This window comes from Kitasatospora sp. NPDC059827 (assembly GCF_042731675.1).
Lineage (GTDB): Bacteria > Actinomycetota > Actinomycetes > Streptomycetales > Streptomycetaceae > Kitasatospora.
The window spans coordinates 1-11,740 of sequence record NZ_JBHWIV010000092.1; the positions used below are offsets into that span (position 1 = coordinate 1).

General features: G+C 74.9%; 11 protein-coding genes, 1 pseudogene and 1 riboswitch. Of the genes and pseudogenes, 1 reads left to right on the top strand and 11 read right to left on the bottom strand.

What is annotated here, in order from left to right; genetic code table 11:
• The 11 genes and pseudogenes from ACFV8H_RS35140 to ACFV8H_RS35190 all read right to left on the bottom strand — a co-directional run.
• Positions 1-471 (bottom strand): annotated as a pseudogene (locus ACFV8H_RS35140) (cytochrome P450); the annotation flags it as partial.
• Positions 456-2,027 carry a cytochrome P450 gene (locus ACFV8H_RS35145; RefSeq protein ID WP_380408003.1) on the bottom strand — a complete coding sequence of 524 codons (1,572 nt, stop codon included), beginning with the start codon at positions 2,025-2,027 and terminating at the stop codon, positions 456-458. The pseudogene ACFV8H_RS35140 and the gene ACFV8H_RS35145, both read right to left, overlap by 16 nt.
• The gene (locus ACFV8H_RS35150; RefSeq protein WP_380408005.1) at positions 2,024-2,650 is read right to left on the bottom strand and encodes an ATP/GTP-binding protein; all 627 of its coding nucleotides are present in this window, start codon (positions 2,648-2,650) and stop codon (positions 2,024-2,026) included. Before ACFV8H_RS35150 ends, ACFV8H_RS35145 begins: the two co-directional genes overlap by 4 nt.
• Positions 2,628-2,975 (bottom strand): DUF742 domain-containing protein, encoded by a 348-nt coding sequence (locus ACFV8H_RS35155; RefSeq protein ID WP_375892891.1) that lies wholly within the window; start codon positions 2,973-2,975, stop codon positions 2,628-2,630. Before ACFV8H_RS35155 ends, ACFV8H_RS35150 begins: the two co-directional genes overlap by 23 nt.
• Positions 2,972-3,385, bottom strand: coding sequence for a roadblock/LC7 domain-containing protein (locus ACFV8H_RS35160; RefSeq protein ID WP_380408007.1), 414 nt, complete (start codon positions 3,383-3,385; stop codon positions 2,972-2,974). The genes ACFV8H_RS35155 and ACFV8H_RS35160 overlap by 4 nt, the downstream gene beginning before the upstream one ends.
• 77 nt (positions 3,386-3,462) lie before the next feature.
• Positions 3,463-4,689, bottom strand: a complete 1,227-nt coding sequence (locus ACFV8H_RS35165) for a sensor histidine kinase (protein ID WP_380408042.1) — start codon at positions 4,687-4,689, stop codon at positions 3,463-3,465.
• 322 nt (positions 4,690-5,011) lie between these two features.
• Positions 5,012-7,174 (bottom strand): SpoIIE family protein phosphatase, encoded by a 2,163-nt coding sequence (locus ACFV8H_RS35170; protein ID WP_380408009.1) that lies wholly within the window; start codon positions 7,172-7,174, stop codon positions 5,012-5,014.
• Between the two features lie 31 nt (positions 7,175-7,205).
• Entirely contained in the window at positions 7,206-8,330 is a 1,125-nt protein-coding gene (locus tag ACFV8H_RS35175; RefSeq protein ID WP_380408011.1) for a PP2C family protein-serine/threonine phosphatase, read from the bottom strand.
• A 275-nt stretch (positions 8,331-8,605) separates the two neighbouring features.
• Positions 8,606-9,184: a TetR/AcrR family transcriptional regulator gene (locus ACFV8H_RS35180; protein ID WP_380408013.1), complete on the bottom strand. Its 579-nt coding sequence runs from the start codon at positions 9,182-9,184 to the stop codon at positions 8,606-8,608.
• Positions 9,185-9,212: 28 nt separating this feature from the next.
• Positions 9,213-10,037, bottom strand: a complete 825-nt coding sequence (locus tag ACFV8H_RS35185) for an alpha/beta fold hydrolase (protein ID WP_380408015.1) — start codon at positions 10,035-10,037, stop codon at positions 9,213-9,215.
• A gap of 102 nt (positions 10,038-10,139) precedes the next feature.
• On the bottom strand, positions 10,140-10,430 hold the full coding sequence (locus ACFV8H_RS35190; RefSeq protein WP_375892903.1) for a YiaA/YiaB family inner membrane protein: 291 nt from the start codon (positions 10,428-10,430) through the stop codon (positions 10,140-10,142).
• A 196-nt stretch (positions 10,431-10,626) separates the two neighbouring features.
• Positions 10,627-10,785, top strand: a riboswitch (cyclic di-AMP (ydaO/yuaA leader).
• A gap of 12 nt (positions 10,786-10,797) precedes the next feature.
• Between ACFV8H_RS35190 and ACFV8H_RS35195 the strand changes: the two genes are divergently transcribed.
• Complete coding sequence (locus tag ACFV8H_RS35195; protein WP_375892905.1) at positions 10,798-11,661, top strand: M23 family metallopeptidase; 864 nt, start codon at positions 10,798-10,800, stop codon at positions 11,659-11,661.
• The last annotated feature ends 79 nt before the right edge of the window (positions 11,662-11,740 follow it).

Below are 11,740 nucleotides of genomic sequence, written 5' to 3' on the forward strand. Positions count from 1 at the left end.
GGCCAGCAGGGCGTTGAGGTCCCGCTGGGCGGCGAGCGCCGCCTCGGGGGTGGCCGAGCTGGAGACCAGGGTGTCGGAGAGGTGGTGCAGTTCGTCCTGCTGTTCCGCCGCGAGACCGAGGAGTTCGCCGATCACCTGCATCGGCAGCGGGTAGGCGAAGTGCTCGCGCAGGTCGAACTCGCCCTCCAGCGCGGCGACCCCGTCGAGCAGCGCGACGGTCCGGGCCTCGATCGCGGGGGCGAGTGCGGCTATTCGGCGCGGGGTGAAGGCCTGGCTGACCAGCCCGCGCAGCCGCTTGTGGTCCTCGCCGTCGGCGGTGATCATGCCGGGCACCGTGACGAAGTTGAGCAGCGGCCAGCCGTACGGCAGCCGGCCCTCCCGGAAGAGGGTCCACAGTTGGGGGTTCTTGCCGACCCGGGGGTCGGCGAGCAGCGTCTGGAGGGTGTCGTGGTGGGTTACCGCCCAGACCACCACCCCGCCAGGGAGCTCCACCAGGACGGCCGGGCCGGCTGCCCGGAGCCGGGCGTTCTCGCCGTGCTGGTCGCGTCCGAAGGGGTCGAGCCGGACGGGCTCGGGGCGGACGGGCTCGGGGCGGGGGCCGCGGGGGTCGTCGGCGGTGTCCATGCGGGCCTTTCGGGGGCTGGCGGGCGGGGCGGGGTGAAGGCGCTGTAGAGCACCGGGAGGGCGACCAGGGCCCGTGACCACGGGGACGGACGCCAGGTCAACTCGCCCGCAGGTACGGCAAGTTGGAGGTCGGGAAGGCGGTGCAGCAGGGTCTCGATCGCGGTCTCGACGATGATCCGGGCCGGGTGCTGGGCCGGACAGACGTGCCGGCCCGCGCCCCAGGCGAGGTGGGCCCGGTTGCCGCCGAGCGAGCCCTGGGCGGCCGAGGAGGCGCCCTGGGCGGCCGGGTCGGCGTTGGCCGCGGCCAGGCCGAGCACCAGCATGTCGCCCTTGTTGATGTACTGGCCGCCGAGGACGGTGTCGCCGGTGGCCCAGCGGCCGGGGAAGTTCTGGGTCGGCGGGTCGCGCCAGAGCACCTCCTCCAGCGCGTCGGAGACGGTCAGCCGCCCGCCGGTCAGGGTGGCCCGGAAGCGGCGGTCGGTGAGCAGCAGCCGCAGGGTGTTGCCGATCCAGTTGATGCAGGTCTCGTTGCCCGCGACCATCATCACCACCAGGTGGTGCACCGCCTCCTTGTCGGTCAGCGCGGCCGGGTGGGCGAGCAGCCAGGAGGTGAGGTCGGCGCTGGGGGCGGTGCGGCGCTGCCGGACCAGTTCGACCAGGGTGTTCTGGAACTCCCCGGCGGCGCGCACCGATTCGGGCCCGCTGTCGACGAAGTGGCTGATCAGCTCGATCATCCGGGGCCCGCTGCCGGTGGGCAGGCCGACCAGCTGGGTGGAGACCAGCAGCGGCAGGGCGCGGGCGTACTGGCCGATCAGGTCGGCGGTGCCGTCCGGGCCCCAGCTGTCGATCAGGCCGTTGGCGGCGGCCTCGGTGGTCTCGCGCAGCTGCCGGTGGTCGATCTGGGCCAGGGTGTCCGAGACGGCGGCGCGCAGCCGCTGGTGCTCGGCGCCGTCCAGGTTGAGCAGGGTGGGCCGCCAGGCGGTCATCGGCTGCAGCCGGGAGTCGGCGGCCAGCCGGCCCTCGGCGGGCACCCGCCACTGCCGCGAGTCCTTGGAGAACAGCGCCTCGTTGCGGGTGAGTTCGAGCAGTTCGGCGTAGCCGAGGACGAGCCAGGCCTCCACCCCGGGCTCCAGCTCGATCGGCGCGACCGGTCCGTAGCGCTCGCGCAGCCGGGCGTACAGGCCGTGCGGGTCGTCGGCGACGGCCTGCCCGTACAGCGGGGTGAGCGGGACGCCGACCGGCAGCCCGCCACCGGGCGGGGCGCCGTACGGAGCCCCGGTCCCGTACGGGCCGCCCACGCCGTGCGGTCCGCCGGTGCCGTGGGGCCCGCCGGTGCCGTACGGGCCGCCGGTGCCGTGCGCGACCGGGCAGCCGGAGGGCCGCGGGGGCTCGGGGGCGGTCACGGCTGGAGCTCCAGCAGCGAGCTGCGGTGCAGGTGGTCGACGAAGTCGATCAGCAGGTCGTAGGAGGCCCGCCGGTCCCGGGCGTCGCAGTACAGGATCGGCACCTCCGGCAGCAGGTCCAGCGCGGAGCGCAGCTCCTCCTCCGGGTAACTCGGCGTGTCCGGGAAGGTGTTGACGGCCACCGCGAAGGGGATGCGCTGCTCCTCCAGCCGGCCGAGCACGTCGAAGCTCTCGTCCGGCCGGCGCAGGTCGACCATCGCGATGGCGCCGAGCGCGCCGCGCGACAGGTCGTCCCACAGCGGCCAGAAGCGCTGCTGCCCGGGCGTGCCGAACAGGTACAGCGCGAGCCGGGAGTTGAGCGTGATCCGGCCGAAGTCCAGCGCGACCGTGGTGGTGGTCTTGCCGCTGCGCCCGGTGAGGTCGTCCACGCCGCTGCTGGCGGCGGTCATGGTCTCCTCGGTGCGCAGCGGGGTGATCTCGCTGAGCGAGCCGACCAGGGTGGTCTTGCCGACCCCGAACGGGCCGGTGACCAGGATCTTCACCGCGCCCTGCACCGAGGACGGCAGGTACTGCGGTCCGGCCGGCACGTCGGCGGGGGCTTCAGCGGAGTTGGCGGAGGCCAACGAGCACCTCTTCCAGGAGGGTTGTGGGCAGGCGTTCGGCCTGCGGGACGGGCGGGAGCACCTGCACGGCGCCGAGGTCCCAGAGGTCGCCGACCAGCACCTTGACGACGCCGAGCGGCAGCCCCAGGTGGGCCGCCACCTCGGCGACGGACAGCAGGCTGTGGCAGAGCCCGAGGATGCGCCGGTGCTCCCGGTTGAGCAGGACGTGCTCGGGCAGTGCCGGGGGGTCTGATAACGCGCTGACCAGGCTCTCGATCGCCAGGTCGGCGCGGGTGGGGCGGCTGCGCCCACCGGTGATGACGTAGGGCCGGACCGGCCCGTTCACCGGTGCCCCCCCGCCGCGTGGTCGACGCGCGGCGGGCTGGTGAGGTGGGTGCCGATCCGCTCGACCAGGACCTGCATCTGGTAGGCGACCAGCCCGGCGTCGACCGCCTCGCTGGTGACCACGGCCAGGTGGGCGCCGGCCCCGGCGGCGACGATGAACAGGTAGCCGCCGCCGTACTCGATGATGATCTGGCGGGTGGCGCTGCCGGGGCCGCCGAAGCCCGTCGCGACGCCCCGGGCCAGCGACTGGAGCCCGGAGCAGGCGGCGGCGAGCCGTTCGGCGTCCTCCCGGGCGATGTCGGCGCTGCGGCCGATCTCCAGACCGTCGTTGGAGACGACGACGGCGTGCTGGACCTGGGGGACGGTGATGATGTCGGCGAGCAGCCAGCCGAGATCGGGGGTGGTGGTCATGGAACTCTCCGGGGCGATGGGGAAGTCGGGGGGAGGTCGGGGGAGCGGGACGGGAACGGGCTCGGTGCGGGCCGGGCTCAGTGCGGGCCGGGCGGACCCTGGGCCCGGGTACGGGCGGCCGACCGGCCGCTGGCCGTCCCGGCCTGGAACATCGCCATGAACGCCTGGGCGTCCCGGGCCGAGCGGTACGGCGGCTCGGGCGCGGGTGGGGGAGCGGCGTGCTGGGCGGGTCGGTTCGCACGGTCGCGCCGGTGGCTCCGGCGGGGCAGCGGCGGAGGGGTGTCGGCCGCCGGGGCCCGGCTGGTGGGCGGGGCCTCCACCAGCGGGTGAACGGCGCCGGGGTGGTCGGGGCCGGCGAACGGCCGGGGGTCGGGGGTGAACGCCCGGTCGTCCGGCCCGAGTCCGGGCACGGTGGGCGGCAGCGGCTCGGTGAGCAGGGCGTTCGGCAGCAGCAGGACCACACGCACGCCGCCGTACGGGGAGGGCGCCGAGCTGAGGGTGACCCGGAACCCGTAGCTCTCGGCGAGCCGGCCGACGGCGGCCAGCCCCAGCTGGGGCACCTCGCCGAGCCGGGAGACCTCCAGGCTGCTGCCCCCGGCGAGGGCGGCGGCGGCCTTGGCGACGGCCTGTTCCGGCATGCCGACGCCGCCGTCGTCGATCTCGATGACCGCGCCGTTGTGCACCGGCATCAGGGTGACGAACACCTGGGTGCTGGGCGGGGAGTAGCGGGTCGCGTTGTCCAGCAGTTCGGCGATGGCGTGGATCAGCGCCTCGGCGGCCGCGCCGACCACTGCGGTCTCGATCCGGCTGCGGACGACCACCCGCTGGAACGGCAGGATCCGAGACTGGGCGCCGCGCACCACGTCCTCCAGCGACACCGGCTCCGGCCAGTGCCGCCCGGCCCGGGCGCCGCACAGCACGGCCAGGGTCTGGGCCAGCCGGGCCTGTTGGGCGGCGGCGTGGTCGGCCTTGAGCAGGCCCTCCAGCAGCGCCGGGTCGTCGTGGGTGCGCTCCATCTCGTCGAGCAGGGCCTGCTGGTCGTGGGCCATGACGAGGATCCGGCGGGCGACGCTGAGGAAGGCCCGCTGGCTGGAGGCGGTGAGCTCCTGCTCCTGCTGGACGGCGGCCAGGTCGGCGCCCCGGCGGGAGAGTTCGGCGGCCAGCTGCTCCTGGAGCCGGGCGAGCTCGCCCGCCAGCCGGTCGGCCCGGCCGCGCTGGGTGACGGACACGGCGCGGTACCGCGCGGCGGCCACGAGGGCGAGGACGGCGAGCACGCCGGTAGCCGTTGCGCACCACTGAGTCATCGTCACGCCGCGAATTCTAGGGCGATGATCCTACGAAGGTGTGAACGGATCTCGCCATGTGACTGGATCTCGTCAATATCGAGTCAATACGCCGCCGTTCCCGCGTCGTTCGACCGCGATCGCGGGGCCCTGACAAGCCGTCCGATCGTTCGTCCAGGGTCTTTCGACCCCCCTCGATGTGACCCGTGGTGGCCGGTTCGCGTCCTGTGATGTGTGGGGCCTGTGTGCACGGTGTCGCCGAACCGGCGTCATCAGGTGCAGGAGCGCGCGCCGTCAGGTGTCGGGCCTCGGGTGCCGGGTGCCGGGTGCCGGGCCTCGGGCGTCAGGCGTCGGACGGCATCCGGTGCAGGAGCAGCAGCGCCACGTCGTCCGGCCGGGAGCGGCGCTCGGTCACGTTCAGGGTGAGCAGGTCGGCCAGCCGCTCCAGCGCGGGGGCCGCGCCGATCCGCTCCGGGCCGGTCTGCCGGGCCCACAGCTCCAGCCCGCCGATCATCCGGTGCACCGACTCGTCGTAGTCCTCCTCGCGGTCCTCGACCAGCCCGTCCGTGTAGGCCAGCAGGGTCTCGCCGCCCGCCAGCCGACCGGTGGCCAGCGGGTACGGCTGCCCCGGGTCCACGCCCAGCGGGGGGCCGCCCGGCAGCTCCAGCTCGACGGCCTTGGCGTCGGCGGCGATCCGTACCGGTGCCGGGTGGCCGGCCCGGGCCGCGGTCAGGCTGCCGTCGGCCGGGTCCAGGGTCAGGTAGAGGCAGGTCGCGAACAGCTCGGTGTCCAGCTCGGACAGCAGCCGGCTGGTCCGGGCCAGGGTCGCCGCCGGGTCGTGCCCGTCCGTGGCGTACGCCCGCAGGCCGCTGCGCAGCTGGCCCATCACGGCGGTCGCCTCGGCGTTGTGGCCCTGCACGTCGCCGATGACCAGCCCGATCCGGCCGTCCGGCAGTTTCAGCAGGTCGTACCAGTCGCCGCCGATCTGCATGCCCTCGGTGCTCGGCAGGTAGCGGGCGGCGCTGGCGATCCCCGGCAGCCGGGGCAGGGTGCGCGGGAGCATCGCGCGCTGGAGTTCACCGGCCCGGTGGTGGTGGGTGTCGTACAGCCGGGCCCGCTCCAGGGACTGCGCGAGGATGCCGGCGAAGGTCGAGTACAGGGTGCGGTCCGCGCGGCCGAACGCGCGCTCGGTGGCGAAGGTGATCAGACAGGAGCCGACCTGCCGGCCGGAGGCGACCAGCGGCAGCACCGCCCAGGCGGCCGGGGCGTCCGGCCGCACCGGCCCGGCACCGGGCTGGCTGAACAGCGGGGCCGAGCGGGCCAGCGAGTGCTGCATCACCTGCTCGGAGAGGTCCGCCAGCCGGGTCAGCTCGGCCCGGCGCGGTCCGCCGTACACGGTGTGCGAGACGGGCAGCAGCCGGCCCTCGTCCACCAGGTCCAGCACGATGCCGGCGGCGCCGAGCGCCGGACGGGCCACGTCGGTGACGGCGGCGGTGACGTCCCGGACGGTCACCGCCCGGGACAGCGCCCGGGTCAGCGACAGCAGCAGCGCCGTCCGGGCCCCGGCCGGGTCGTGCGGCGGCTCGGCGTCCCGCGCCCGGCGGTGCTCCACGTCGGCGATCAGCCCGGCCATGCGCACCGGGCGGCCGTGCACGTCCAGCATCACCTCGCCGGACTCCTCGACCCGCGCGACCTTCCCGCCCCGGCGCAGCATCCGGTAGCCGATCCGGTAGCGGCCCCCGCTCGCCAGCGCCTCCGCCAGGGCCGCCTGGACGTCCGGCAGGTCCTCGGGGTGGACGATCCGCTCCAGCTCCGGGGCGGTCCCGTCCGGGGCGACGGGCCGGCCGGCCACCGCGAAGGCGGCCGCGTCCCAGTAGCTCTCCCCGGTGACCAGGTCGCGCTCGAAGGCGCCGTGCCCGGCGGCCCGCACCGCGAGCGACAGCAGCGGGTGGGCCAGGGCGGCGTCCGGGGCGTCCGGGGCGGTCGGGGGCCGCTCCGCGGTGCGGTTCCCGGTGCGGTCGCCGGCGTGGTCGAGGACGTGGTCCAGCAGGTGGTGCAGCCGGTGGGCGCAGGCCCCGGCGATCGTCTCCAGCACGTCCAGGTCGCGCCCCGGGACGGTGCCCCGGTGCGCCAGGGCGAGGGCCAGCACGCCGATCGGCCGCTCGTCCACCACCAGCGGCAGGCTGACCACGGCGACCATCCCGGTGCCCATGCCCGCGTTCCGGTTCGGGTAGTCGACGCTGGTGTGCTCCGGGCTGAGCAGGTACGGGCGGCGCAGCCGCAGCGCCATCGCGGCGGGCAGCTCGCCGGCCGGGTCGACCAGGCCGTAGCGCTCGTGCGCCCAGTCCGGCAGCCCGTGCGAGGCGGTCAGCCGGAGCATCCCGGCGGGGTCCAGCAGGTACAGCGCGGAGCCCTCGCCGGTGATCCAGTTCGGGCCCTCCGCGAGGACGGTGCCGAGCAGCTCGGCGGCGCTGGTGCAGCCGAGCAGCAGGCGCACGCAGCGCATCGGACTACGAACGGGAGAGGACACCAAATCTTCATACCCCATTTCCGTGGTCCGCGGTCGCTCTCAGCCGCCGCACCAGGACCAGGGTCCGGTCGTCCGCGACGTCCTGCGCCACCGCCTCCACCAGCCGGCCCGCCGCCCCCCGGACCGCCTGCCGCTGCGGCGGGTTGGTGCGCACCTCCGGCTCGGCCGCCGCCAACAGCCGGCCCACCCCCTCGTCCAGGTCCCGGCCCGGCACCTCCACCAGGCCGTCGCTGAACAGCAGCAGCGAATCCCCGTACGCCAGCCGCCCCGACACCCCCGGGTACGGCGCCCCCGGCACCAGCCCCAGCGCCGGACCGCCGTGCTCCGACGGCACCCAGCCCGACCGGCGGCAGAACCGCACCGGCGGCGGATGGCCCGCGTTGAACAGGCGGTAGCGGCCCGTCGCCGGGTGCAGCGCCAGGTGCACGGCCGTGGCGAAGTCGTCCTCCCAGCCCATCCGCACCAGGTGGTCGTTGGCCGCCGGCAGGAACGCCTCCGGCGGCACCCGGCCCAGCAGCATCGCGAACGCCCCCGACAGGTGCGTCGACCGGGCCGCCGCCCGACTGCCCTTGCCCGACACGTCCACCAGCACCAGCTCCAGCAGGTCCTCCTCCGGCCGGTGGGCGCACAGCAGGAAGTCCCCGGAGAACGACGCGCCGCCCGCCGGGGCCAGCGCACTGTCGAAGTGCCAGTCCAGCAGCCGCTCCGGCAGCCGGGCCAGGGCCCGGTTGTGCTCCGCCAGCTCCAGCAGCATCGAATCGCCCTGGGTGCCGCGCAGCCCCAGCCGGTCCCGGAACCGGTTCGCGGTCAGCACCGTCGCCCCCGTCGCCGCCACCACCAGCGTCACCCCCAGCCGCACTCCGTGCGGGTCCTGCACCACCGCCCCCAGCAGACCGCCCGCCAGCGCCGCGCACACCAGCACCCGCAACTGCCCGCGCCGCAGCACCAACCCGCCACCCACCACCGGCAGCACCAGCGCCGACGGCGGCCACCCGTACGGCAACAGGACCGGCAGTACCCCCAGCACCACCGTCACCCCGAGCAGCACCCCCAGCGCCACCCGCCCGGCCCGGACGTCCCCGTCCAGCACCCGGCCGTACCACCGCCGCACCCTCGCTATCAGTGCGGGCACCCGGAACCTCCGCGAAGGCGTGGGCGGTCCCCTGTCATGACCACCAGTCAGCCCGGCCACACTAACCCCTCCCCTCCCACCCCCCCTCAGCGCAGTTCCCGCCCCCACCCGCCCCCACCTGCCGCCCCGTACCCCTCCTCCACGCCCGAGGCGCCCACTGCTGCGCTCCAGCCGTCTCCGCCAAGCCCGTTCCGGCCCCGAGCGCACCAGAAGTCGGCCGGGCCGACTTCCCGTGCCGCTCAGGTGCTGTGCGGGTGGGGGTGGGCCCGGGGTGGTCAGGCGGGGGTGGTGCCGGGCCAGGTGTGGAGGGCGGTGGTGAGGGTGGTGATGAGGCGGTCGTGGGTGGTGGTGAGGTCCTCGGCGAGTTGGAAGGCGCCGGCGATGGAGAGGGAGGCGAAGCCGTGGGCGAGGGAGCGGACGGTGCGGGCGGCGTGGATGGCTTCGGGGCCGTCGAGGCCGTAGCCGCGGAGGACGGCGATGATGACGCCGACGAGCCGGGTGGCGGCGAGGGTGAGGTCGTCGTCGGGCCGGGGTGCCTGGGGGAGGGCGGCGTAGCGGTGGGGGTGTGCGGTGGCGTAGGCCTGGTAGGCGCGCAGGACGGCGGTGACGGCGTCGTCCCCGCTGCGGCCGACGGCGGCGTCCGCGAGCCGGTCGGCGAGTTCCTCGGTGACCCGGACGGCGATGAGGCGCCGTAGTTCGCCGAGTCCGCCGCTGACGTGCTTGTACAGCGAGGGGGTGGCGACGCCGGCCCGGGTGGCGACGGAGGCGAGGGTGAGGGCTTCACCGCCCTGGTCGTCGATGAGGGCGAGGGCGTGGTCGACGACCTGGTCGGGGGTCAGTCCTACGCGGGGCATGGCTTCGTTTCTCCGTACGGGCGGGGGTTCAGGCGAGTTCGGCGAGGAAGGGCAGCAGGGCGTCGGCGACGGCCTGCGGGTTGTCGGCCATCGGGTAGTGCCCGGACCCTTCGATCATCACCTTGCGGGCGCCGAGCTTCTCGGCCTGGAGGTCGGCGACGGCCTCGGGCTTCGGGAAGTCGGGGTCCTTGCTGCCCATGAGGACGAGGGCCGGGCAGCGGACGGCCGCGCACCAGCCGACGGGTGCGGAGTCGCCGGTGACGTGGCCGCGGGTGGCGGTCCGCCGGCCGGGGGTGCGCAGGGCGGCGACGAGTCCGTCGACGTAGCCGTCGAGGTCGGCGGGGCGGGGGCCGGGGTAGGCCATCTTGCGCAGGTAGAAGCCCCAGACGCCGGGCCACCGGACCATGGCGGCGCCCATGACGACCATGACGCCCTGCATGAGGGCGTTGGCCCGGTGTTCGACGAAGGCGTCGATCAGGGCGATCCCGGCGACCCGCTGGGGTGCGTCGCCGGCGACCTTGACGACCGTCGCCCCGGTGTAGGACTGCCCGACCAGGACGGCCCGTTCGATGCCGAGGTGGTCGAGCAGGGCGAGGACGTCGGTGGCGACGGCGGCGGGGCCGTAGTCGTCCCAGACGATCGAGGAGTCGCCGAAGCCGCGCAGGTCCATGGTGACGACCCGGTGGCCGGCGGCGGTGAGCAGCGGGTGCAGGTGCCGGTAGGCGCGGCGGGAGTCGAGCATTCCGGGGAGGAGGACGACGGGGGTGCCGTCACCCTGCCGGGTGTCGTCGTAGGCGAGGCGGCCGCCGGGGACGTCGAGGTACTGGGTGCTCGGGGTGCTGGTGCCGTTCATGGTGGCCTCCGCCGACTCGCTCGTTTCTGCCTGTAGCCATAAAGCTAAGGCTAATAGCCTTAGCCGTCAAGCGTCCGACCGGTGCCGGGGGCGCCCTTCCGTTCACGCCCCCTCGACCCGGAAGGGGTCGTGCTCGCTGAGCAGCTTCTCCAGCCGGGCCTGGTCGACCCGGGCGACGGTGTCCGAGGACTCCTGCCGGTCCCGGACCACCTTGGCCAGCGTGAACGAGGAGGTGACGGTGTAGAGGAGGCCGATCCCGAGGAAGGCCCGGGTCCAGCCGCCGACCGGCAGGTAGGCGATCCCGGCGGCGAGGGCGGTGCCGGAGAGGGCGAAGGAGAGGACGGCCTGGACGAAGTACGCGGCCGTGGTCCGTGACTGCATCGGTGTGCTCATGGCGCCAGGATGCGGCGGGGCGGCCGGGTCGCACATGAGTAGGAGTACTCAGATGGACCCGGTGGCTGAGGGGTCGTTCGTTGACGTCCGATCACCTGTTCCCCAGCGGCCCCGAGCGGATGGCTTGGAATCGGAGCGTCCTAGGATTAACGTCTGATAACGCAGCGCGGTCGTCAATGCCGTACCCAGACGGCACCGTGCGCCGTCGCCTAATCCCACCGACCGGCCTCCGGGCAGGTCAGGGAGCCGGGGAACCACGTTCCTTGGGGTGAATCGGCGGGGCTCCGGCCCGGCCGTAGGAGACCTTCCTGCTCCGAACCCGTCAGCTAACCCGGTAGGCGCGAAGGAAGGAAAGGAGCGCGCCTCCGTGGCGTCGACGCACACCCCGGCACACCCGGCCGGCCCCGCAGCCGGTACCCAGCTCCTCGACCACCCCGGCCCGCACGGCGCCGAGCCCCGCGACGGCGGGTCCGCCGGACCGGCCGAGCCGTTCGCCCCGGAGGCCGAGGCCAACCGCCACCGGATGCCGCGTCAGACCCGCGGTGCCTCCCCGCTGCTCGGCGTCACCGCCGTCGCCGCCACCCTGGGCGCCACCGGCTTCGCCTCCGCGACCCCGGCCGCCGCGCCCGCCGTCGAGGCCCCGGACGAGACGGTCGCCCTGGCCGCCGACCCCGGCCTCGCGCTCGCCGCCCGGATCCAGCAGCAGGCCGACAGCCAGCGCACCGCCGCCGAGGAGGGCGCCCGGGTCCAGGCCGCCCAGGAGGCCGAGGCCAAGGCCGCCGCCAAGGAGGCGGAGGCCAAGCGCGCCGCCGAGGAGGCCGAGCGGGCCAAGGCCGCCGCCCTCACCCTGCCGGTGAAGGACTACGACCTCTCCGCCCACTACGGCCAGAGCGCCCGCTACTGGGCCCACCTGCACACCGGCCTGGACTTCGCGGCCGACACCGGCACCGCGGTCTACGCCGTCGGCCAGGGCACCGTCACCTCGGCCGGCTGGTCCGGCTCGTACGGCTACCGGATCGTCGAGACCCTGCCCGACGGCACCGAGATCTGGTACTGCCACCTCTCCTCGATCATCAAGGGCTCCGGCAAGGTCACCGCCGGCCAGCAGATCGGCAAGGTCGGCGCGACCGGCAACGTCACCGGCCCGCACCTGCACCTGGAGGTCCGCCCCGGCGGCGGCGCCCCGGTCGACCCGGAGACCTGGCTCCAGCAGCGCGGCCTCACCCCGTAGGACCGACGACGTGGGGCGGCGCCCCCCGCGGCGCGCCCCGGGGCGAGCCACCGCCCCGCCCCGATGAGAGAAAGCCCGA